This is a genomic window from Bartonella sp. AP4SXKL (assembly GCF_042195845.1).
In the GTDB taxonomy this organism is placed as follows: Bacteria; Pseudomonadota; Alphaproteobacteria; order Rhizobiales; family Rhizobiaceae; genus Bartonella.
The window spans coordinates 1-23,055 of the sequence record NZ_JBHIPA010000020.1 but is presented as its reverse complement, the minus strand read 5'-3'; the positions used below and the strand labels follow the sequence as shown (position 1 = coordinate 23,055).

The following is a 23,055-nucleotide window of genomic DNA, read 5'->3' as shown; positions in this document are numbered from 1 at the left end:
ATCTAAAGTAGATAGTTATTCTACTGCCATGGCATTATTTGCCTCCATTTTTTTGTGGAAGCGAATAGTTCCGTTCTAAAAGACTAGCCTGCAATCTATTCATTAAAAGGCTTTTCATTTCATGAGATATAGCATTTTGAATTTCATGACCTTTATTTCCTACCTCGGTAAAAAAATACCGTGGTTATAAAATCGATCTTGTCTTTAAATCCTTTTATGCAATCTTTAAAATGTTCGGTGTTATGATGATGCTGTTATGACAGCTCTCTATTTTGCGCTCGCCAATTTTGGCGAATGTTAATTTGCTCTTTTATGTGATTAACAATCCAATCTTTAAAACAAGATGTGATCTTTAAACGTATGTTATCGATATTTTCAAACGACTAAATTTAAAACAATGTGATTTGTGCTGTGATAAAAACGTATCATAAAATTTATGAACTGTTATGAATGATATCGGCTTTTCATTTCATTTGAATACACACATGCGTTATAATACTTACATCATGATTTGCTTTTTATGGTCTATTTATGCATGGCAATCTTATATAAAAAATGGTCAAATGAATCACGTATAAAAAGATGGATTCTTGAGTGGATTCATATAAAATAATTGCAAACAACATATTGACTTTATTGCGTTTTTTTGTATAATGTGACTCTGTAAACCAGAGGAGAAATAGGTGGTTGTGTCTGTTGCATTGTTTGCCATAAATTATAATTTGTTTGCATATCCAGCCAAAATTTCGCTTTACTAAAACCAGCTAGTTCTAATTTCACTGCAAGTTCGGTACTCATAGAGGCATGTCCGTTAATCACTCTTGATAGAGAAGCTCTTGTCATATGGAGATGATTAGCTAACTTTTGTATTGTTATCCCCATTTCGTCTAAGAAAGCTACTTTTAGAACTTCGCCCGGATGTGCGGGGTTATGCATCATTATTTTCGTTCCTTTCATCAATGGTAATCTTGATAATCAACAAGCTCCACATCTGTTCCTATAAAGCGAAAAGTAACACGCCAATTTCCATTCACCCATATAAAATAGTATCCTGTAAGTTCACCTTTAAGAGGATGCATTTTAAAGGCAGGTGCTTTCAACATTTCGGGCGTGGTAGCACTTGTTAAAGCCGTTAAGATAACGCGTAATTTCTTTACGTGATCTGGTCGAATAGCTTTTGTGGAACCTGTTGTATAAAATAATTTTAAGCCCTTATGTCTGAAACTCACAATTGCCATTAGCACCCCTTATCGTATACTATTACTATACGATTTATAAAAATAAGAGTCAAGTAAGATACTGGAAAATCTGATTACATATTTGGATAAAATGATTGAGAATAAGCTATAAAAAAGTTCGGGATAGACATAAAAATAAGTTAATAAAATCAATGGAATTAAAATTCCCTTACCTTTATATAAGTTATTGATTGCATATAAATGTAGCATTCCCACCCCCTCCGCCACAGCACTTTTATGGTGCTTGTAGCTTGCCTGTAGCTTGCCAGCGGGTGTAGCTTGCCAGCAGGTTTTGTATATTTTGACTGTAGCTTGCCAGCGGGTTTTGTATATTTTTCCACTAGGTTTTGTACCAATTTATTTTTTTTAAAGAGTTTTTAAGGGGTTCTCAAAGGGTCTTCAAATGCCTTTCAAAGGATATTTAAAGCTCTCTTTAACGCATTTTTCTGCTCCTATTTTTCCAAATCACTAAAGCATGTAAAGTCGGGTTGAAAGGCAAGGGGAACGATTCCTGTCGGACCATGGCGTTGTTTTGCTATAATAACCTCGGCTTTACCCTTGGCTTGCTCCATTGCATCTTGCCATTTGCTATACTCAGCGGTGCCTTCTTTGGGTTCTTCATTTTTGAGATAATATTCTTCACGATAAACGAACAGAACAATGTCGGCATCTTGCTCGATTGAACCAGATTCACGTAAATCGGAGAGTTGCGGACGTTTATCGGTTCGGTTTTCAACTTGGCGCGAAAGTTGAGACAGAGCAATGATGGGAATATTGAGTTCTTTTGCAAGTGCTTTTAATCCGGTGGTAATGGCTGTAATTTCTTGAACGCGGTTTTCTAATGAACGCTTTGAACCGCTTGTCATGAGTTGGATATAATCGATAATCAAGACATCTAAACCATGTTGTCGTTTAAGACGCCTTGCACGGGCGGCCAATTGTGCTAGGGATACACCCCCCGTTTGATCAATATAAAGAGGGATTGTTTGTAAGGAACGCATTGCGTAAATGATGTTGGTAAATTGCTCTTCTGAGATATTACCACGACGCATATCAGAAGAAGAAACCTTTATTTGTTCTGAGATAATACGAGTTGCAAGCTGTTCTGTTGACATCTCAAGTGAGAAGAAACCTACAATGCCCCCTTCATTTTCTTGGCTGTTATCACGCTTACAAGCATTGGCAATATTAAAAGCAATATTGGTCGCCAGAGAGGTTTTCCCCATTCCAGGGCGTCCAGCTATGATAATCAAATCGGATGGCTGTAGCCCTCCCATTTTCTCATCAAGGGTTTTGATATGGGTAGCTATCCCAGAGAGTTTTGAAGAACGCTTTTTTGCAGCGCTTGCCATGTTAAGTGCTTTTGCAATGGCTGTATTAAAGTTTTCAAACCCGCCCCCATATTTGCCTTTTTCGGCTAACTCAAATAATTGATTTTCAATCGTTTCAATTTGTTGGGAAGGTGTGAACTCCAGAGGCGCATCAAAAGCTGTATTGGCAACTTCATTGCCAAGATTAATCAAAGACCGGCGGATAAAAAGATCGTAAATAACGCGTCCATAATCTTCAGTGTTAATAATAGTGACTGCCTCTGTGGCTAAGCGAACAACATACTGGTATACAGTAATATCTCCAACTTTTTCTTCCATTTGGATATAGGGCTTGATTGTAATGGGGTTTGCAAGATGACCATTTTGAATAATTTGTAAGACAATCTCAAAGATCTTTTGGTGTAGCGTTTCAAAAAAATGTTCTGCTTTGAGAAAGTCTGAAACGCGATCGAGTGCATTATTATTAATCAGGATTGCTCCAAGTAATGCCTGCTCTGCTTCAATATTATGGGGAAGTTGACGAAAAGAAGAAGCAAAATCATCTCTTGGATTTTCTGTTTTTAGCATGTTCAGTGTTCTCATTGCTTTCTTTTCCCTTGTTTGGTGCCTCGAGTGTGATTTCTGTGGTGTATCCGCTTTGTTTTTCATAGCGGTGGGTGACGGTTGCAGCTTTCCATGGTCCATTGATTTGCCCACGAAACCCTTGAAGGATGAGAGGTTGATCCGCCATGATTTCAGGGCGTCCCTCAAGGGTCAAAGAACCACTGCCTACAGCACGACACAACCTGTCCGACTCGGAAGCAGCAGCAGCTCGTGCTTCCTCCTCACAAGTGTAACAAGTCCGTAAACGCCGCACAGGACCGCTAAACCCTGTCTGATGTTTGACTTGGCATTGCTGCCCTTTTGAGCGATCAAAATAAGAAGCTTCAATGGTGCCGTATTGCGTGCGTGGTTCTAATGTGAATTCCCAGTTGGAACAGTCATTTTTATAAAGTTCGAGTGCTGGTAAATTATCCCCGCTTAAAAATAAAAACTTATGGTCTTTGATCAAAAAACGTGCCCGCATGCGATCGGCAAGGCGGGTTAAAAAATCAACAGCCGATTGATCTGTGCGGATCACATAAGGCAAATTTTGTTGAGTGAACTGGGGACTAACCTTTGCTTGATAGCCATGGCGTTTGGCAAGTGTCTCAACAATCTCACCAACAGTTTTGTGATCAAAATGCTCACTCACCTGTTCTTTGAGCTCTTTACGCATCGAGGCACTTTTGCCACAAAGGCGCAAGATCTCTCCATCACTGCCACCACAACTGACCACTGACTCCACAACAAAACACCCCATAAATGCACTGATGCTGTTCTCATAACCAAAGATCACCTGTAGCGCACTGTTACTGGAGGGAACCTCTAAATCATTACCACTATCATCAAACTCTGCTTCAAATGTATCGGCTTCATTACCGGCATGATCCGTGATAGTTGCGGTTAAAAGACGCTGGTAAAAAACCTCATGAACAGGTTTGTCTCCCACCTTGACCACAATAAAAGGGTGTGTACGCATTAATCCCATAACCGCTTCACCATGCTGTTCTTTTCTTGGCTAACAAATTCAGGCAGCATGACCTTTAAGCCCCGTGGTAAAAACACACCATATTTGGCAATCTCTGGATTAGCTTCCAGTGTGGCTTCTAAATAGCCTTTGAGTAAACCAGCTTGCCTCCGGTCTCTGAACACTGCCATGACATGGTGAAAGCAAAGGAGATCGAGGCTCATATCCTCTAGCTCTACAATAACGCGCTTTTTGGGTATCTTCATAAAGTTTGTCCCACTTGGATTTGTCTCTCTTGGTATTGTCCTTGTGGTTTTCCGCCATTAAAAAAGGGCAAGAGCGTAATGGAATAGCGGATGCGCTGGGATTGACCAGAGCGACTGATATAGTCGTGGTCTTTATTGATCGTGGTGATCACCACGGGTCCATGAAGAAGAACACTATAGGTGGTATCATTAATCCAACGAAGCATCTGGACCGGCTTTGCTCTTCGAATAGTTGTAGTGATAGCATCAATGGCTACACGATCACCAAATTCTTCTGGAAACCAAACGCCATGAATGGTTTTTGCATCATTGCCATAGCCGGTAAATTGCAAACTGGGGGACCTGCCAAAACGCTCCATACAAACCCATGAGGCAGAAAACTCTTCTTCAAAGGATTGGAAATTCAGCCAGTCCACATAAAATTGATGCGGTCCTAACATCATCAAAGGATCTCTCATAGGCTCCCTCCCCTCATTCTGTCCCGCCATGCAATGCATTGGCGCGTACCCGTTGAATGGCATGGGCAACCGCACGACCGGTGGCAACAGGATCACGCGCACCATTGACATGCACTGTGACATTTTGATTGTGTGTGATAGTGGAATGCTCTTTGCCTTTTGCTTCTGTGAAAGGGGAATTTGCACGCCCCGCCCCCGCAAATTGCACGATGGGTTGGATGGCTGTTTTACCCCCCAAAAAACTTGGCAAAAACTCTCTTACATCAATGGAACCAATCCACCCCTTAATGCGGCTAGGCAAAGATTTACAATAATCCATCAATTGTGAGATAGACGACATAAAGCCATCGACAATCGAATTAGCCAGATCTTCGCCCGCTTGTTCCATACCAGCCTTGGCAGCATCCGAGAGCTTTTCCTGTGTAAAAAAACTCTTCAACCATTGCCAAAAGTTGGAAAAGCTTTGTTTAACGCCCTCCCACAAATTGCCAAACCACTCGGCAACAGAGGAAAGCTCTTGTTTAAACTTTTGCCAAACTTGAGAGAGATCAAAAGCATTGGCGATTATATTTTTCCAACGCGTAATGGTGGTGGTATCAGCACCAAAATAAACCAAGACGTGTGCGCCAGTCATGGTAAAGCGCAACACACGTAGAGCAATGTTAAAAGCCATCAGGGCGGCAATGGTTTTGATAATGGCGCTTGTTAAAACGGGATGGTCCTTGCCCCATGCCATTTTACAAAACGCGCATTTAATGGTAAAAAATAACCATAAAAACAATAAATTATCACGTATTTCTAACTAATCTCACCTCTTCCCACTTAGTACAAAACCTAATGTCAAACTACATCCAACGGAGTTTTGTATAGTATGTAGCCTTTCGGAAATTGTGGCTTATCAGCGGATTCTGTATATTTTTATATTTCATTCGTTCAAAGAAGACACTGAGCACTCAAAGAACCCTCAACGCTCTATTAAAGCCTTCTCTCATTTTTGCTGTCAAAAACTCATTCGATACATAATGTAGGTAAGAACAATCAATTATCACATATCCACTCTAATTTCACCTTTTTCCACTAAATATAAAATATTAAAAACACTACTATTCTTATTTATATTATATTTTTTACTTTATTTTATATAACTGTATTTCTTTAATTATACATCAATAAATATTAAAATAAATGAATATTGATATAAAATAATATGTACCATTAATAAAAAACTTATTTTTAAAATATAATTATATAAAAATACATTATGAAATAAATTTAATATTACATAATTAAACATAAATACAACTTTAAATTTGACAAAAAAAGCAAAACAAAATATCAAAGTGCTGTGTTATTAAAATAAAAGCAATATCTATTTCCACTTCTGCTTATGAAGTTAGCGGGAAAATGAATGTTGGGGGCTTTAAAAGGAAGTAGACTGATGCCTAAAAAATTTCTTCTATCCTGCACAGCAATTGTGGCAGTTGTACTTTCTGGTATCAATCTTAATGCACAAGCTAAAAATCTTGAAATTTCAGAAAATAAAAAAGAAGTTTCCAACGAAACCTACGAAATTATTCACGCAAAAAAAGGTGGTCAAATTATCGGCAAGCATTTGACGATAATCGGAAACAAAAAAACAAACACCAACATAGGCACAAATGCGCACGCTATAACAGCTGAAGGTTCTAACACTGCGATTGAATTACTGGATGGTACAACCATTAAAGGAACTGGTTCTAGCATTTTCTTCGGTCTTGAAGCAAAGGATGGTGCTACACTGAAAATGACTGGGGGAACTATCACAGTTTCCAACACTGGCACTAAATTCTTGAACAGTAAGAATGCTGAAAACAAGCTAAAAGATATAATAATATCAAGTGGCAAAGGCAAAGCTCCACTAACTTTTGCAATATTTGCAGACAAAGACAGTGAAGTCACTTTAGAAAATGTAAAAGTGACTAAGGCAACGAATAGCGTTACAGCAAATAATAAATCTGAAATCACGATATTGGGAGGATCATTTGATGCCACAAAGGCAGCAATATCTGCTTACAATGGCAGTCGCGTAACTCTAACTAACAATGTTCAAACTACATCATCTCATGGCACTGGACTCCATGCAACAGATTCAGAAACCACAATCGAAATGACGGGAGGAAGCGTAATCACAGAAAAAATGGCGTTGGTTGCAGAAAACGGTGGACATATCAAGGTCACAGATGTTGCGTTAACTGCGACGAATGATAAAATCGGAACGGTTGTCGCCGGCGGTCCGAACAGCGTGATTGAATTGCATGGGAATACAACAATTAAGAATGCTGTAATCGGTCTTCATGCACAAAACAGTGGAATGATTAAAATGATCGGAGGGACCATTACAGCTTCTGCAACCGGCGCTGGTTTCTATAATAGTAAGAGCAATGGAAACAAGCTAGAAAATGTGAAAATATCGGGCAGTAACCATAAAGAGCCTGAAATCACAGGAATAGGTGCCGACAAGGAAAGCAACGTCACTTTAGAAAATGTAACAGTTACGCAGGCAAAAAGTGGCATAGTTGCAAATAATCATTCTAAAGTAACGGTTTCTGGAGGATTATTTGAGGGAAAAAACGTAGGGGTATACGCTGGAAACGGCAGCAACATTACTTTAACCAGCAATAAAAAAGGTAACGTTCAAGTTACATCAACATCATCGAATAGCAAAGGACTCTACACAAATGGTTTACATTCTACCATCACAATGACGGGAGGAACAGTAACCGGAGAATTAGCGTTGGTCGCAGAAAACGGTGGACATATTAAGGTCACGGATATTGCTCTAACAACAAATGAACATGGGGGCAAGGTCACTGATGTTCCTATAATAGGCGCAGGAGTCAATAGCGCTAATAGTATGATTGAATTATATGGCAATACAACGATTAAGAATGCTGGTGTTGGGCTTGTGGCAAGTAACGGTGGCGTAATTAAAATGATTGGGGGGACTATTACAACTTCTAAAACTGGTGTTGGCTTCGTGAACAGTAAGAGCGCCGAAAGTAAACTAGAAAATGTAATAATATCAACCGGTAAAGATAAAAATTCAGGCAAAGGAATTCTTCTAGAGAAAGAAAGTGGTCTCACTTTAAAAAATGTAAAAGTGACTCAAACAGACAACAGCGTAATTGCAAATAATCGTTCTAACATAACAATCTCTGGAGGATCATTTGATTCAAGCTATGCAACAATATGTGCTCAAAACGGTAGCAGTATCACCTTAACGGACAATGCTCAAATTACGTCACATGATGAAGCAGGCCTCTATGCACGAGACTCAAAATCCACAATTACAATGACAACAGGAAACGTGACAGGAAAATATACAGCCTTAGAAGCAGACATAGGTGGCCATATTACGGTTACAAATGTTGCTTTAAAAGCAACTAATAATGGCAGTGGTGTAGCTGCTGGTGCAGCTGCCTCTGGCTCTAACAGTGTGATTGAATTGCTTGGCAATACAACGATCAGTGACGTTAAAATCGGAATTGATGCGCAAAACGATAGCACAATCAAAATGATCGGAGGAACCATTACTGCTTCCGAAGCAGGCGTTCACTTGTTAAAAAACAAGAGCAATAACAAACTGAAAGATGTAACGATATTAAATCGTAAGGATAATGCACTACTAATCAATGCAATAATTGCAAGAAGAAGTGCCATTACTTTAGAAAATGTAACCGTTCCGCAAGCAATCAATAGCATAATTTCAGATAATGGTTCTCAAATAACAGTTTCTGGAGGATCATTTAACGCAAAAGGTGCAGCAGTATCTGCCATAAACGGCAGTACTATTACTTTAACTGACAATGCTCAAATTACATCATCTGATGACAGTGGGCTCTATGCAAAAGATTCAAAATCCACCATCACCATAACGGGAGGAACAGTACAAGGTAAAACTACTGCATTATTTGCCGGAAACGGCGGACATATTAAAGCCACGAATGTTACTCTAATAACAGCAGATAATAACGGATTCGGTGCGGAAAGCCAAGATGTTGGCAGTTTAGTTGAATTATATGGCCATACAACGATTAAAAATGCTGAGATCGGACTTTATTCAGAAAATGGCAGCACAATCAAAATGAGTGGAGGGACAATAATTGCCGAAAATAGTGCATTTGTTGTAAATAATAATGGACATATTGATGTAACAAATGTTTCTGCCACAGCAGAAGATAGAGGTATCGCATTTGAAAAGTCTAAGAACAATAGAATATCAGAAATCAATTTAACCAATACAAAACTTCATATTAAAAACGGTACTGGAATTAATGCAAATGAATCAATTGGTAAAGCTAATCTCAAAAATTCAGAAATCCGTGCCAATGTTTTATTAGTAACCGAAGCTTCAACGAAAAAAAATGATTTCACTTTTACACTAAACGCCGATCGCTCCATCTTAGACGGCAAAGTGAGCACTGAAAAAAAATTCAAAACAGTCTTTGATTTGCAAAACAATACGAAATGGACATTGAAAACAAGCACAAATAAAAAAAGCCAGAACAAAAAACTGCTTGATATTGCTCAAAGAACACGTTCTGATATTTCTGTCCTTAACATCAATAACAGCTCTATTGTTTTTGAAGAGCCAACTGAAAATCATTATCACACGTTGCACATAGGATCTGGCAGACCAAATACTAAAAAAGTCTACAATGCTACAGGAAAAGCAGAAATTCATTTCAACGTCGAATGGAGTGATAGTGCTGCCATAAACAAACAAAAAGCTGACCATCTTCTGATTCACGGTGATGTTTCAGGTACTACACTGGTTTATATCACTGGACATTTAGAAAAGAACAATATTAAAGCAGACGCTTTTGCTCTTACCAGTGCACGTGGTCTTTCACTCATTCAAGTTTTTGGGAAAGTAAATCAAAACTCTTTCAAACTTGCACAGGACTATATCACAATAAGTGGTTCACCTTATAAATATATACTGAAAGCTTATGGACCAAAATCAAACCACAGTAAAACAAATGCTGAACAAAACCTTTTAGGAGAAAATAAAAATTTCTGGGATTTTCGCTTACAACCAGTACTGCTTGATAGCGACTCAAAAGTAAAAACCATCGTGCCATAAATACAAACTATTTGATCAAGCCTCAATGCTCTCTTGTACGCTGGATTGACCAATATGGCTAAGCAAAATGCAACTGTTAACCAATATGCGACATTTGTCTTAAGGAAAGAATAAGACAAACGGAATGGCTTTTTTTATATACCTATGGAAAAACAGGAAGCTTATTTTTTGATAAGTAGTACTTCTAGTAGATATGGTTATAGCAGTGCTCATCTTCGTTATGCTTCTCTACAAGGAGGTGTTAACTTTGTCGCGCTAGAAGGGAAAAATATCTACAACACATTTTGGTCTTATAGAAACCTATGGACAACTCTCTTTGCACTCCAAAGAATATGCAAGACAGCAAGTAAGAGCATATTGAATAAATGGTCATTTCACTCACCGCCTATGGCAGTAAACAGCGTGACAGTGGTTTCTATCTTGATACGCTGTTTATCCTATGGATTCCTAAAGAGAAAGATCACCAATGCCCTCATTAGTACAACCACAAAATTGAAAAATGCAAAAATGTTGACGATCTCCACAACTGTTAGCAAACAATTTGCAACAGGTATCCAAGGCGTAACATTCGAACCGCAGGCACAGCTTGCCTATCAACATTTGATGTTTGATACCATTAAAGATGCTGATAATCTGACCATTGAGATGCAAAATCCTTCTCAATGGATAATCCCGTGTTGGTGGACGTTTGACAAAAACCATTGCCACTGAAAACAGCCGTCCTATGTCTTTCTATGGAAAAGTAAACTTAATCAAAACCTTTGGTGATGATCAGACATTCCATATTGATAAGTATTATAAATGTGACCCCTCGGGAAGTTCCGTTGAAGGTGGCCCACAATTGTCCGCTAACCTCTCCCTTCATGGTGATGTCAGCTATCAACAAAAGCTTCAAAAACTGGTATAAGTGGTGCAAGCTTTTCAGGAGGAATACTCTATCAGTTTTAAAATCAAGACTGTAAAAATAGCCTATTCAATTTAACAAAAAGGCAGCATATTGCTGCCTTTTTGGTTTATTATAAGCTGTTTTTAAGCGCTTTTTTAAATAGAGAACAGCGAAATATTTGAAGACAGTCATTGACCATTGGATGTTTTTTACAAAAAATTCTTTTTATAAAGAATAAAACTGTAAAAAAGAGAACAACCAAAAACAAAATGATATTGTAAAATAATGAGAAGCTTTTCTAGAAAATACAACATTACTATCGTTTGTTATTTCTCACGAATTTAATGCTTAAAATTCCAAAATAAAACTTTTGAACATAAAATGATAAGTAAAAAATAATGCAATAATATCAAACAAAGGGATGTATGTTATAAGTCACTCATATATTTCAAAATGGAAGTTCTAATAGGATTTAAAATATTACAGCTCAAACACTGCCCAGAAAATTCATACTGAAAAAATCCTATTATCCCCTTCCCTCTTAACAATGCCGCCAAACATCTCCAGAAACTTCAAAACAAATAAAATTGCATTTTCTCTTCTGTAAAATTGATCATGCTCTTTGCTCTCTATGGACAATAGGCTCTATACTTGCTTCAAAAAACTCCTTTGTATAATCGTGTTGCGCATGTAGATTACGCAATTCATCATTGCTAAGCTCTTCAAGAATAATCCCTTTATGCATAATTCCAACACGTTCACAAATATGTGCAACAACAGCAAGATCATGGGATACCATTAAATAAGTAAGCTTTTTTCTCACGCGCAGTGATTTCAACAAGTTTAAAATTTCAGCCTGTACCGACACATCCAATGCAGATGTTGGCTCATCAAGCAACAACACCTCTGGCTCAATAATTAAAGCACGTGCAAGAGCAATACGCTGACGCTGCCCTCCAGACAACTCATGAGGATAACGATAAAGAAATGAAGAATCTAAACCAACGGAATCTAAAGCATCCTCCACCCGCTCTCTTTGATTATCCATTCCATGGATTTTGAGCGATTCAGAAAGAACCGTATGGACCATTTTTCTTGGATGCAGCGAAGCATAAGGATCTTGAAAAACCATTTGAATACAGCGTAAAAAATCCTTACTTCTTTTCTTTTCAACTTCTTGTCCAGCAAAAAGGAATTTTCCACTATAATCTGGAATAAGCCCCACCAATGTATTCAAAATAGTTGACTTTCCACATCCGGATTCACCAATCAAACCATAAGCTTCACCACGCTTAATATGAAAATTAACATTTTTAACAACTGTTACTGCCTTATGCCTGTGCCCAAAAGTTACAGATAAATTAGAAACATCAATAATATTCTCACAATTTGTCATGAGGAACCTCCTCAACGCCATTAACAATCGTAGGATTATACAACCAATCAAGATCACGCTCAGGAACAGCCAAAATATCAACTGGATTATCAAGCCGTGGCAAACTCGCGAGCAACGCCTTTGTATAAGGATGACAAGCGTGAGACAAATCAGAAGCAGGCAACTCTTCTAAGACACGGCCCGCATACATCACCAAAATACGATCACAAAAATCAGCAATCATATTTAAATCATGACTAATGAAAATAAGTCCCGTTCCAGATTTTGTCACAAGTTCATCTAATACAGATAAAACTTGTCGTCTGACCGTAATATCAAGTGCAGATGTTGGCTCATCAGCAATAATTAAATCAGGTTTTGGAATGAGCATCATTGCAATCATCACGCGCTGCCCCATCCCCCCAGATATTTCATGAGGAAAGAGACGCATCACATGTTCAGGATCACGAATATGAACAGATTCTAACATAGATATGGTGCGCTCCCTCGCTTCAGCTTTTGAAACACGGTAATGAATACGGTAAGCCTCCATAATCTGTTCCCCGATCCGTATTAATGGATTAAGTGAATATTTGGGATCCTGTAAAATCATTGAAATACGTTTCCCACGGATTTTTCGCATCTGAGGTTCACTTGCGGCCAATAAATCAACATCCTCAAAGCGCATTTTTTTAGCTTTAACAATGGCTGCTTTTGGACTCAACCTTAGTATTGCGCGCCCAGTCATCGATTTTCCAGATCCGGATTCACCAACAATTCCAATTTTTTCTTTTCCAACAGAAAAACTAACGCCACGCACAACTTCTGAAATGCCGCGCGTTGTAGGAAAAGAAATACGTAAATCTTCTACTTCTAATAATTTATTACCCATTGCGTGGATCCAATACATCACGAAGACCATCACCTAAAAGGTTGAAAGCAAGACTTGCAAATAATATTGCACAGCCTGGTATTGCCGCCAACCACCAATTTGTCATCATAAATTCCCGCCCTGAAGAAAGCATCGCACCCCATTCAGGACTTGGAAGTTGAGCTCCCAACCCTAAAAAACCAAGACCAGCAGCCGTTAAAATAATTCCAGACATATCCAAAGTTAATCGTACAATCACTGAAGGAATACACATGGGCGCAACATGAAACAAAATAATTCGCCAAGCAGAGGCCCCTTGCAGGCGAACTACAGAAACATAATCAGAAGAACGTATTGTCAAAGTCTCAGCACGTGCTAAACGTGCAATTGGTGGCCATGCTGCAATTGAAATTGCAATAGAAGCATTTTCAATCCCTGGTCCCAATGCGGCTGAAAATGCAAGAGCTAAAATCAAACCTGGAAAAGCAAGAAAAATATCGACAATGCGCATGAGCACAGTATCAACCCATCCGCCCATATAACCAGATACAGTTCCAACAATAAGCCCTATTGGACCTACAATAACTGTTGTAAGAAAAACAACATAAAGAGTAATACGGGAACCAAAAACAAGGCGACTAAAAATATCACGTCCCAATTCATCTGTTCCAAAATAATGCGCCATAGAGGGTGGCTGCAACCGATGCCCCAGATCATTGCTAAGAAAATCATGCGTAGCAATCCAAGGAGCAAAAAATGCACATATGATAATAATACAAATAATAAGCAGACCGAATACAGCCGAAAAGTTATGAAAAAACTTAGCCAGTGCGTGATAAATTCTTTGTATGTTCGCTTGAATTATGGAGTTTGGAACAGGATCGTTTAACCAACTACCCAAAGAAGATGATGATTGCGATTTATGATGATTACTTACTGTCATATTCAACGTGTCCTTGGATCAAAAATGCGATAAAGCAAATCAGAAAATAAATTAATGGCGACAAAGATAAATCCTACAAGTAAAGTACATCCTACAACTGCATTCATATCTCCGGCTAAAAGAGCATTTGTCAAGTAATGTCCAAAACCAGGCCAAGCAAAAACTGTCTCCGTTAAAACAGCCCCTTCTAATAAAAAAGCATAAGAAAGTGCAACAACGGTAATAATTTGAACAGCAGCATTTCGAAAGGCATGCCCCCAAACGGTTCGCGCCCACGATAATCCCTTTACACGTGCAGTAATGATATATTCCTGATTAAGCTGCTCAATCATAAACCCACGAGTCATACGGCTAATATAAGCCATAGCACCGAAAGCCAAGATCAAAGCAGGCATAATAACGTGACTAAAAACATTACCAAAAGCCTCCCATTGTCCTTGGCTTGCAGTATCCCAAAGGAAAAATCCTGTTTTTGGTTCAAAAGAATATTCATAAAGAAAATCAAGTCGTCCTGGGCCACCAACCCAGCCAAGCTTGGCGTAAAATATTAACAACGCCATTAATCCGAGCCAAAATGTTGGAGTAGAATAACTTACAAGTGTAAAAACACGGACAACATAATCAATAAATGAATCGCGATACATTGCTGCAAAAACACCAAATGGAATTCCAAGACTTGTGCCAATAACAATAGCAACGGTTGCAAGCTCTAATGTTGCAGGAAACACACGCATAATATCGGCTAGAACAGGTCGCCCAGAAGTTAAAGCATCTCCAAAGTCAAACAAAAATACATTATGAAGATACTTCCAATATTGGACAATCAACGGCTTATCAAGACCCAGCTTATAATACATTGCATCATAAGCTTCCTGACTGATATTATCACCAAGAATAGACAGAACCGGATCTAGAGGAAGAAGATGACCAAGAAAAAAAGTGATCGTCACCAACCCAAGCAATGTGATAAAAACTGAAATAAGAAGTTTCAATCCTTTGCATAAAAAATCCCATAAAAATAATTTTTTCTGCTTTTCTGATACAGCTCTTTCAGTCTCTGAAAGTGGCAAAACCATTATAAAAATCCCCTCTGTAGCGACAAAACATAAAGCAAATACTTTTTTATATAACAAAACAATCTCTTATTAAGCATGTTCTACAATCCTTTTCTATAACATGCTTCTTTTTATTTTTCTGCTTCATTGTAATAAAGTCTATAACTGTTCCAAATCCATTTTTTGACATCAGGCCCCATACCAACGGTATAATATGTCTGAAATAAATAAACCATAGGACCATGCTCTAGCACATAATGCTGTAAAGTACGATATTGCATGATACGCTTATTGGGGTCTTTCTCAAACAAAGCATCCATCACCATGTTATTAATATTTTCATCATAATACCCAGCGCGCCAAGCTAAATACATATTGTGCTTTTTTGTAAATGTTGGATCAGGGTTAAACACGTGATTTAATGAAGCAGGATGTCCATCAGGATCGGCACTCCCCCACCCCATAATAGCAGTATCATAATTTCCACCACGTACACGGCTCAACAATTGATTTTGTGCCATTTTTTCAATTGTAAGCTCAACACCAATTTTGCGTGCATTGGCTTGAATAGACTGTGCAACAGACGACATATAACTAAGGCTTCCAACTAAAAGATTAGCTTTAAACCCATTAGGATAACCAGCTTCAGTAATCAGTTGTTTTGCTTTTTTCAAATCCAACTGAAAAGGCAAACCTTCTTTTTCATCTAAAGCACCTGGAACACCTAAAGACATATAAGTTGCCCGAGGAATAGCAATCCCTTTCAAAACAGTTTTTCCAAGACCTTCATAATCAACCAAATAACGAAGTGCCAATCTGACCTTTTCATTCGCAAAAATTGCATTCTTATTATTTAACGATAAGTAAATAATCTGCGGACGCAAAACACGACTAATTTTGACTGGGCCTCCTTTTTTTTCAAGATCTAAAATATCCTCTGAAGAAAGATCACGCACTATATCCACATCACCTTTTTCCAAAAGAAGTCTTTGACTTGATGAATCCGCTACATGCTGCACAACAATCTGCTTAATTTTAGGCACATCGCCCCAATAATGTTGTGTCGCCTCTAACACAACTTTATCTCCTGGAGACCAGCTCACCAATTTATAAGGTCCAACACAAGCTGTATGTGTTGCTAAATATTTATTCCCCATATCACCGTTAATACTCTGTGCTTCAATTGTTTTCCGATCAAGCAAAGCAGAAGCATAAGATTGTCCAATAACAGTCAATATGAGCTGAATAGGATAGGGTTTATCTAATTTTAATTGTAAAGTCTTATCATCAAGAGCCTGAATATTTGTTTCAATATTGTTTTTGGTAAACCCATAATCCATTAAAGATTGAGCATAGCTTAATCCTAATTTAATAATCCGTCGCATCGACCATACCAAATCTTGCGCTGTAGCCATCCTTCCATCATTAAACTTTAAATCATCACGAAGATGAAAGACTATTCTTTTGCCATTGTCTAAAACGTCCCAAGATTTTGCCATAGCAGGGCGAATTTTTGTAGGATCATGCTCATCATATTGCACTAACGCGCTGCAAATATTCGTTAATAACTCACTCGTCACAACCTCAACAGTTTGCGCTGGATCAAAACTACTAATTGAATCAATATTCCATGCCATTACCAATATATCTTTAGATGAGGCACTGAATGCCGTTGTTACAGCCCCATTAAAAAAAATGATTGAGCTTAATAAAATAGAAATTTTTTTCAATATTCTTTGTTTTCCCATTTTATCTCTTCCTTTTGTATTCTTCTACCTTTTCACACAAAGTGATTGTGATTTTGCTTAAATAGCATAGCATTAGACATCAATTTCATTTAATCAAACTAAGCATCTACAAAATAATTTTCTTATACATCAGTCTATATTCGGGATGCAGAGAATCTATAACCATAAACAAAGATCCTCCCCAATATAACTTTCTATATTCATCGCTCCCTATAAACGATCTTAATTATATACTGCTACTACACAAACATCCCTCACAGTTTCATCCTAAAAAAACTGAAGAGCTTTATATGGGAGAATATTTTCATCATGCAATTATGATTAAGCTCTTTTTAGCTTTGATAACACTAAAAAGACACACTTATTTTTCAATTTTACTATAAAAAATACGCGGTGCACTATTCCAAACCCATTTTTTGACATCAGGCGTCATCGCGACAACGCTATATTGTTGAAAGATAAACGCATAAGGTCCTTTTTGCATTAATTCACGTTGTAAATCAGCATAGAGTTGCGCTCGTTTTTGCGGATTTTTTTGAAACAACGCTTCTTCAACTTTTTGATTCATCTTAGCATCAAAATACCCATGCTTCCAACTAGGATAGGCTGTATTTCTAGCCTCAAAACGATTATCTGGATTGAAAATAAGACGTGAAGCCATGGTATGAGGATCCGCAGAATCATTATTCCATCCGATAAAAGCCGTATCAAAAGCTCGAGCATCCACTTTTGAAAATAACTGTGTACCTGCTACACGTTCAATTTTAAGACGTACGCCCGCCTGTGCAGCACTATCCTGGAGTGACTGAGCAAGTAACAAAGTATAAGGAGTGTTTGACACGAGAAAATTTGCCTCAAATCCATTCGGATAACCAGCTTCTGCTAAAAGCTGCTTGGCTTTTGCAATATCAAGTTTAAAGGGTTGCCCCTCTTTTTCATCCAAAGCCCCAAAGTTGCCAAGAGGAATAAAACTGGCCCGTGGGATACCAATCCCTTTGAGAAGCTTCTTGCCAAGACCTTCATAATCTATGAGATAACGCATCGCCAAACGTACTTTTTCCTTAGCAAAAATAGGATTTGTCATGTTAAATCCCCAGTACATCATAGATGGTTCTAACACTTCTTCGATTTTAACATCTGTTGTTTTTTGCAGATCTGCAAGATCTTCAGGGGTCAAATCACGAGCAACATCAATATCGTGCTTTTGCAACAACAAACGTTGTGTTCCGGGCTCTGCAACATGGCGAATTAAAATCTGCTTCAGTTTAGGCGCTTGTCCCCAATAGTGAGAGCTTGCACGCAACAAAAGAGCTTCTCCAGGGCGCCAACTTTTTAACTGATAAGGACCAACACAAGCAGCATGACCTTTCAAATACTGATTTCCAAAATCGCCATCTTTTTCGTGTTTCATAATCGTCTTACGATCAAGCAAAGCTGTTGCACGACTCGCAACAATATTATTAAGAATGAGCTCTGCTGGATAAGGCTTATCAAATTTCATCACAACCGTTTTCTCATCGGGAGCTTGCAAAGCATCATCAACATTTTGTTCTGTAATTCCATATTCATTAAAAATTGCCGCATTACCCATCTTCAATTTGACAATCCGCTTCATACCCCAAACAAGATCATTGGCATTGGCTGATCTGCCATCATTAAACTTCAAACCATCACGTAAATGAAAAGTAATCACCGTACTGTGATCATCACCTGAAACATCCCAATGTGTTGCTAAAACGGGAACCATTTTAGCAGGATCATCCGTCGCAGTACTCACCAAGTTATCACAAATATTGTAAATAATTTCACTTCCATAAACATCATTAAGTTGTGCGGGATCAAACGTACTGATTGCATCAAGATTCCAAGCCATCACAAGGGTATCAGCGGGTGTTTTTGCTGAAACCTGTTGTACAACTACGCCCAAAGCCATAAGAGCAGCAACAAGAGAGCTGCTACTTTTCAATATTGTTTTCTTCAAGTTCATAAACTTTTCCCTTTATTTATTTTTATCAATTAATGACGCTGAAATAATATAGCAAATTTATAATTATAACATTGAATAAATACGTTCTAATCGCCTATATTTTTAATCACCTACACAGAGTCATCTACTTGATAAATTCATTGACTTACGTCTCAATAAACCATAACGAACATGCAATATATGTTTTGCTAACCAGTATTACATTCTTTTCATAACCTCTTTGCATATGATAATGCACTATATCAGTTCTCTATTAATCATCAATAAGCCTTGTCGCCCCAAAAATAGTGAGCTTTAAAAAAATCATTACGCAAAAATTTATGAATTCATTATTCTATTCCTTTAGGCGACATTTAAAATAAAATATGCAAACTTTTAAAATAGTCATCCCCCTCAAACACTGTTTCAAGATACGGCGCATCTTTACTACATGACAAAAACGACACTGGAACAGCAGAAAGACATAAGAAAATATCTTTTCTAAAACGCTATCCCCCACAAAAAGCTGCTTAATCTTTTGAAAAATAAGTGTCAAAAGTTTTACGTTTTTACCAACAAAACCAAACGCGTTAACAAAGATAAAGGAAAAATGAGAAGAATCATTCCTTCCACGCTTTATCTTTTGAGAAATAAAGCTTACAATAAAAGAATATACACTAAAATGCATCCCCCATTGATAAAAACAAAATTCATTAGACGCTTCCCCCCCAAAAGACATAACGAATATAAACCCTTCTAAACTTTAGTGTGCATCATTGCTTTACCACCATAAAAATAGAACAGAAAACAACATACCGCAATAGAACTCTCGTTTCCAGCGGAAACATACAGAGATTCAACGAAGCAATGCAGTGAATACCAGTCTGTCTGAGCTTAAGTATCCTCCCAAAACTGGAGCTCACACGCAGTAAAATTCCTCTCTAGTGAAGGAAAGTTATCAGATAATAAAACCTAACACAAGCAGCTTGAGTCATTTAACTTCAATTTTTCATCGCTGTATTTTATTTTTATTACCTAGGTAAGCATTGAGCAATCGACCTACATATAAATAAACCGACAGTCATACAAGCAAAGTAAAACAATGCAACAACAGCACCCCATCTAAAAACCACTTTGCATTCGTCAATAATCATGAATAAAATATTCATTAATTATAACCGTCATGTCATTAACAGAAATAAAAAAAACTCTTCTCAACCATTACAAATGCCAAAGACTGTTGCACAACATTGAGAGCTAGTAAAGTGTGTGATGGTGCCGATTTGCTCCTTCATAAGCGTAAAGATGGAGTGCACAATGGATTTACTGTCATACCATTCACGGGCGCCACCGCGAAATGGGTTTTGGTGTACTAAATGTTTCTTTAAAACATACAAGACATTACCATTATCTCACTTCAGATACATAACAGTTAAGGTATCACTTCTTTTGGCATCTGTTTTTTCATCCTCAAAATTATACCTTTATCGTTTTTAGTGCCAACAACAGTAGAAAATCATTAATATTGTATAGTTTGTATATTTCAATTATCTTATACAGTGGAATTGTATAATCTATACATTTATTAAATAATTCAATTATTATCCTATTGATCATTACTCTTACAAAAGACAGTTTGCCAATTTATCGACAAAAACATCCTTCAAGATGATCATTAACAATCCCTACGGACTGCATAAAAGCATAACAAATTGTGGGACCAACGAATGTCCAGCCACGTCTCTTCAAGTCTTGAGAAAGACGAAGAGAAGCAGGTGTCATAGGGTTAGCCAACAGTGTTTGAAAGTCTATCTTTTCATAACGCTCTGATTGTGGTGGCTGAAAAGACCAAAAATAGCGGGACAAACTTCCCCACTCTGTTATAATTTCTTGTGCTCTAAGTGCATTATTAAGCACTGATTGAATTTTTCCTTGATGGCGAACAATGTCTTTATTTTGCATTAACATTTTCACCTTTAGCTCATCGTAATGAACAATCTTTTCAAAGTCAAAGTGATCAAATGCAACGCGAAAAAAAGAGCGTTTTTTTAAAATTGTAAACCAAGAAAGCCCCGCTTGGAAACCTTCAAGACAAATTTTCTCAAACAAACGAATATCCTCAAAAATAGGCTTTCCCCATTCGGTATCATGATAAGCACAATAAAGTGGATCCGTTCCAGCCCATGCGCAACGAACTTTTTCATCCACTCCCTTAAGAAGACCTTCCGCAAGCATGGCATTAACCGTATTAAAAGAGAGTTCCTTGATCATCGCTTGGCGACTTTATCTGCTTGTGTTTTGACCGTTTAGAAAAAACAGGTTCTTGTGTTGCAACACTGATATCTCCATCAAAAAAGCGTAAATTTATTTGCCCTGTTTCAGGAAACTGAACCAATCGTTTAATGGGCTTATGATCTTTCCCCAAAGCCAAAACAAAACCGCGCTCCAAAATATTCTGATATGAAGTGCTTCTTAAAAGCCTAGATACTACCTCTAACCCAGCACGTTGTTTTTCCACACTACGCACAAAAGCACGCTGAAGACGTGCCGTATATTCCTTTGTATTGCGTTGTGCTTTTTCACTATTTAACAAACGCGGTGAAAAACGCACACCAAGTGCATGAAAAGAAAAACGTTTTTTATCGTAGCTTACACAAAGAGCACGCTGCAATCGACTTGAAGTTTCATCCAAACCACGCCGTGGTAAAGCAAAAAGTTGATCGGCAGTCGGAAGAGCTCGTAGAGTAGCACGCAATTTTTGTCGATAAAAATCCAAATAACGCGCGAGTCCCTTGCGCAAACGTGCATCAAGCGATGCCACCAGCACCTCGAGATCAAGCTTAACAGGAACAGCCCGTTCTGCTGCGGCGGTAGGAGTTGGAGCGCGCCAATCAGCCACATAATCAATCAAGGTCCAGTCCGTTTCATGCCCAACAGCAGAAATAACAGGAAGAGAAGATTCATAAACAGCACGAACAACAGCTTCGTCATTAAACCCCCACAAATCTTCTAAACTTCCTCCTCCCCGTGCAACAATAATAAGATCAGGTTTTGGAATAAGTCCACCTAGACCAAGAGCATTAAAACCTTCAACAGCAACAGCCACTTCCCTCCCACTTGTTTCCCCCTGAACACGTACAGGCCAAACCAAAATATGCAACGGAAAACGATCGGATATACGATGAATAATATCACGAATAACAGCACCTGTTGGTGATGTTACAACGCCTAAAATTCGAGGCATATAAGGCAAAGGTTTTTTCTTTTCTTCATCAAACAAGCCTTCTTCTAAAAACTTTTTCTTACGATTTTCAAGAAGTGTCATCAAAGCACCAACCCCCGTTGGTTCAAGAGCCTCAATGACAATTTGATATTTCGATGACCCTGGATACGTCGTAAGTTTACCAACAGCAACTACTTCCATCCCTTCTTCAGGAGGGAATTTGAGCTTTTCCATAACTCCACGCCAAATAACAGCCTCCAACCGTGCCTTATCATCTTTTAAAGCAAAATAAGCATGTCCCGAAGCATGAGTACCACGGTACCCTGATATCTCCCCACGCACCCGTACATAACCAAACTTTTCTTCAACAACACGCTTTAGAGCCCCTGCTATTTCGGAAACAGTGAATTCTGCCACATTTGTTACACCTGTTTTTTCACTAAACAAACTTACCATTTTTCAATTCTTTACGCCCGTTTCTGTGAATCTTTTTGAAACAACACATCTTTAAACTTTTGATTTATAGCTTCATCAAAATACCCATAACACCGGCTAGAACAGCTTATATTTTTAATTTCAAATCGATTATCAGGGTTGTAAAAAAACTTGAAGCCGTTGTACGGGGATGTCTAGAGTCATTATTTCATCCGAAAATTGTATCAATAGAAGTTAAAATATTCAATCCTAACATCCAAACAAACACATCTTCTATAAGAATTCCTGAAATAAAATTCTCTACACAACATAGTAATCCATTCCCGATAGAATTCAATGTATTGCAAAGTATTAAAGAGCTTTGCAATACATCAAATATATCATGACCCTGTTTTTTATATTTTATAAACTTGATACCTTCTTATTTTTCAATTGCACTATAAAAAATACGTGGTGCACTATTCCAAACCCATTTTTTAACATCAGGTGTCATCGCTATCGTGTGATACGTCTGATAGATAAAAGCATAAGGCCCTTTCTGCATAAAATCACGTTGTAAATCAGCATACATTTGCGCCCGTTTTTT

At 37.9% G+C, this 23,055-nt stretch carries 18 protein-coding genes and 1 pseudogene; 3 read left to right on the top strand and 16 right to left on the bottom strand.

The features are described 5' to 3' along the window. Positions 1 to 633 precede the first annotated feature (633 nt). From ACFIMI_RS08650 to ACFIMI_RS08620, 7 genes are all read right to left on the bottom strand, one after another. Positions 634 to 939, bottom strand: coding sequence for a HigA family addiction module antitoxin (locus ACFIMI_RS08650; RefSeq protein ID WP_375692466.1), 306 nt, complete (start codon positions 937 to 939; stop codon positions 634 to 636). Between the two features lie 17 nt (positions 940 to 956). Continuing rightward, positions 957 to 1,238, bottom strand: coding sequence for a type II toxin-antitoxin system RelE/ParE family toxin (locus tag ACFIMI_RS08645; RefSeq protein ID WP_375692465.1), 282 nt, complete (start codon positions 1,236 to 1,238; stop codon positions 957 to 959). Between the two features lie 452 nt (positions 1,239 to 1,690). Further along, complete coding sequence (locus ACFIMI_RS08640; RefSeq protein ID WP_375689619.1) at positions 1,691 to 3,151, bottom strand: replicative DNA helicase; 1,461 nt, start codon at positions 3,149 to 3,151, stop codon at positions 1,691 to 1,693. Next, the gene (locus tag ACFIMI_RS08635) at positions 3,108 to 4,130 is read right to left on the bottom strand and encodes a phage late control D family protein (RefSeq protein ID WP_375692467.1); all 1,023 of its coding nucleotides are present in this window, start codon (positions 4,128 to 4,130) and stop codon (positions 3,108 to 3,110) included. Before ACFIMI_RS08635 ends, ACFIMI_RS08640 begins: the two co-directional genes overlap by 44 nt. Beyond that, the gene (locus tag ACFIMI_RS08630; RefSeq protein ID WP_375653960.1) at positions 4,130 to 4,384 is read right to left on the bottom strand and encodes a tail protein X; all 255 of its coding nucleotides are present in this window, start codon (positions 4,382 to 4,384) and stop codon (positions 4,130 to 4,132) included. The genes ACFIMI_RS08635 and ACFIMI_RS08630 overlap by 1 nt, the downstream gene beginning before the upstream one ends. Continuing rightward, the gene (locus ACFIMI_RS08625; protein ID WP_375653965.1) at positions 4,381 to 4,842 is read right to left on the bottom strand and encodes a phage tail protein; all 462 of its coding nucleotides are present in this window, start codon (positions 4,840 to 4,842) and stop codon (positions 4,381 to 4,383) included. Before ACFIMI_RS08625 ends, ACFIMI_RS08630 begins: the two co-directional genes overlap by 4 nt. Before the next feature lie 13 nt (positions 4,843 to 4,855). Next, the gene (locus tag ACFIMI_RS08620; protein WP_375692464.1) at positions 4,856 to 5,578 is read right to left on the bottom strand and encodes a hypothetical protein; all 723 of its coding nucleotides are present in this window, start codon (positions 5,576 to 5,578) and stop codon (positions 4,856 to 4,858) included. A gap of 702 nt (positions 5,579 to 6,280) precedes the next feature. Between ACFIMI_RS08620 and ACFIMI_RS08615 the strand changes: the two genes are divergently transcribed. The 3 genes from ACFIMI_RS08615 to ACFIMI_RS08605 all read left to right on the top strand — a co-directional run bounded on the left by ACFIMI_RS08615 (position 6,281) and on the right by ACFIMI_RS08605 (position 10,874). Further along, complete coding sequence (locus ACFIMI_RS08615) at positions 6,281 to 9,967, top strand: right-handed parallel beta-helix repeat-containing protein (protein ID WP_375692463.1); 3,687 nt, start codon at positions 6,281 to 6,283, stop codon at positions 9,965 to 9,967. A gap of 144 nt (positions 9,968 to 10,111) precedes the next feature. Continuing rightward, positions 10,112 to 10,678: an autotransporter outer membrane beta-barrel domain-containing protein gene (locus ACFIMI_RS08610; protein ID WP_375692462.1), complete on the top strand. Its 567-nt coding sequence runs from the start codon at positions 10,112 to 10,114 to the stop codon at positions 10,676 to 10,678. After that, positions 10,656 to 10,874 (top strand): hypothetical protein, encoded by a 219-nt coding sequence (locus tag ACFIMI_RS08605; protein ID WP_375613825.1) that lies wholly within the window; start codon positions 10,656 to 10,658, stop codon positions 10,872 to 10,874. Before ACFIMI_RS08610 ends, ACFIMI_RS08605 begins: the two co-directional genes overlap by 23 nt. A 592-nt stretch (positions 10,875 to 11,466) precedes the next feature. Here the strand turns inward: ACFIMI_RS08605 and ACFIMI_RS08600 are convergent. From ACFIMI_RS08600 to ACFIMI_RS08560, 9 genes and pseudogenes are all read right to left on the bottom strand, one after another. After that, on the bottom strand, positions 11,467 to 12,249 hold the full coding sequence (locus ACFIMI_RS08600; protein ID WP_273790734.1) for an ABC transporter ATP-binding protein: 783 nt from the start codon (positions 12,247 to 12,249) through the stop codon (positions 11,467 to 11,469). Continuing rightward, complete coding sequence (locus tag ACFIMI_RS08595) at positions 12,236 to 13,120, bottom strand: ABC transporter ATP-binding protein (protein WP_375692461.1); 885 nt, start codon at positions 13,118 to 13,120, stop codon at positions 12,236 to 12,238. The genes ACFIMI_RS08600 and ACFIMI_RS08595 overlap by 14 nt, the downstream gene beginning before the upstream one ends. After that, positions 13,113 to 14,042, bottom strand: coding sequence for an ABC transporter permease (locus ACFIMI_RS08590; RefSeq protein ID WP_273790732.1), 930 nt, complete (start codon positions 14,040 to 14,042; stop codon positions 13,113 to 13,115). The genes ACFIMI_RS08595 and ACFIMI_RS08590 overlap by 8 nt, the downstream gene beginning before the upstream one ends. A 2-nt stretch (positions 14,043 to 14,044) precedes the next feature. Next, positions 14,045 to 15,118 (bottom strand): ABC transporter permease, encoded by a 1,074-nt coding sequence (locus ACFIMI_RS08585; RefSeq protein ID WP_375613823.1) that lies wholly within the window; start codon positions 15,116 to 15,118, stop codon positions 14,045 to 14,047. Between the two features lie 110 nt (positions 15,119 to 15,228). Beyond that, positions 15,229 to 16,845, bottom strand: a complete 1,617-nt coding sequence (locus ACFIMI_RS08580) for an ABC transporter substrate-binding protein (protein WP_375612275.1) — start codon at positions 16,843 to 16,845, stop codon at positions 15,229 to 15,231. A gap of 361 nt (positions 16,846 to 17,206) precedes the next feature. Then, the gene (locus ACFIMI_RS08575; RefSeq protein ID WP_375668628.1) at positions 17,207 to 18,832 is read right to left on the bottom strand and encodes an ABC transporter substrate-binding protein; all 1,626 of its coding nucleotides are present in this window, start codon (positions 18,830 to 18,832) and stop codon (positions 17,207 to 17,209) included. Between the two features lie 1,623 nt (positions 18,833 to 20,455). Then, positions 20,456 to 21,082, bottom strand: coding sequence for a DNA-3-methyladenine glycosylase I (locus ACFIMI_RS08570; protein WP_375638551.1), 627 nt, complete (start codon positions 21,080 to 21,082; stop codon positions 20,456 to 20,458). Further along, positions 21,060 to 22,490, bottom strand: coding sequence for an exodeoxyribonuclease VII large subunit (gene xseA, locus ACFIMI_RS08565; RefSeq protein ID WP_375638549.1), 1,431 nt, complete (start codon positions 22,488 to 22,490; stop codon positions 21,060 to 21,062). The genes ACFIMI_RS08570 and xseA overlap by 23 nt, the downstream gene beginning before the upstream one ends. 400 nt (positions 22,491 to 22,890) lie before the next feature. Then, positions 22,891 to 23,055 (bottom strand): annotated as a pseudogene (locus tag ACFIMI_RS08560) (ABC transporter substrate-binding protein); the annotation flags it as partial.

What these genes read in the sequence shown, in the direction of transcription:
- ACFIMI_RS08610 (WP_375692462.1), top strand. Translation starts at nt 10,112, where the DNA reads ATGGAAAAACAGGAAGCTTATTTTTTGATAAGTAGTACTTCTAGTAGA.
- ACFIMI_RS08585 (WP_375613823.1), bottom strand. Translation starts at nt 15,118, where the DNA reads ATGGTTTTGCCACTTTCAGAGACTGAAAGAGCTGTATCAGAAAAGCAG.
- ACFIMI_RS08575 (WP_375668628.1), bottom strand. Translation starts at nt 18,832, where the DNA reads ATGAACTTGAAGAAAACAATATTGAAAAGTAGCAGCTCTCTTGTTGCT.
- ACFIMI_RS08620 (WP_375692464.1), bottom strand. Translation starts at nt 5,578, where the DNA reads ATGGCATGGGGCAAGGACCATCCCGTTTTAACAAGCGCCATTATCAAA.
- ACFIMI_RS08640 (WP_375689619.1), bottom strand. Translation starts at nt 3,151, where the DNA reads ATGAGAACACTGAACATGCTAAAAACAGAAAATCCAAGAGATGATTTT.
- ACFIMI_RS08595 (WP_375692461.1), bottom strand. Translation starts at nt 13,120, where the DNA reads ATGGGTAATAAATTATTAGAAGTAGAAGATTTACGTATTTCTTTTCCT.
- ACFIMI_RS08625 (WP_375653965.1), bottom strand. Translation starts at nt 4,842, where the DNA reads ATGAGAGATCCTTTGATGATGTTAGGACCGCATCAATTTTATGTGGAC.
- ACFIMI_RS08630 (WP_375653960.1), bottom strand. Translation starts at nt 4,384, where the DNA reads ATGAAGATACCCAAAAAGCGCGTTATTGTAGAGCTAGAGGATATGAGC.
- ACFIMI_RS08590 (WP_273790732.1), bottom strand. Translation starts at nt 14,042, where the DNA reads ATGACAGTAAGTAATCATCATAAATCGCAATCATCATCTTCTTTGGGT.
- ACFIMI_RS08650 (WP_375692466.1), bottom strand. Translation starts at nt 939, where the DNA reads ATGATGCATAACCCCGCACATCCGGGCGAAGTTCTAAAAGTAGCTTTC.
- ACFIMI_RS08635 (WP_375692467.1), bottom strand. Translation starts at nt 4,130, where the DNA reads ATGCGTACACACCCTTTTATTGTGGTCAAGGTGGGAGACAAACCTGTT.
- xseA (WP_375638549.1), bottom strand. Translation starts at nt 22,490, where the DNA reads ATGGTAAGTTTGTTTAGTGAAAAAACAGGTGTAACAAATGTGGCAGAA.
- ACFIMI_RS08580 (WP_375612275.1), bottom strand. Translation starts at nt 16,845, where the DNA reads ATGGGAAAACAAAGAATATTGAAAAAAATTTCTATTTTATTAAGCTCA.
- ACFIMI_RS08645 (WP_375692465.1), bottom strand. Translation starts at nt 1,238, where the DNA reads ATGGCAATTGTGAGTTTCAGACATAAGGGCTTAAAATTATTTTATACA.
- ACFIMI_RS08600 (WP_273790734.1), bottom strand. Translation starts at nt 12,249, where the DNA reads ATGACAAATTGTGAGAATATTATTGATGTTTCTAATTTATCTGTAACT.
- ACFIMI_RS08615 (WP_375692463.1), top strand. Translation starts at nt 6,281, where the DNA reads ATGCCTAAAAAATTTCTTCTATCCTGCACAGCAATTGTGGCAGTTGTA.
- ACFIMI_RS08570 (WP_375638551.1), bottom strand. Translation starts at nt 21,082, where the DNA reads ATGATCAAGGAACTCTCTTTTAATACGGTTAATGCCATGCTTGCGGAA.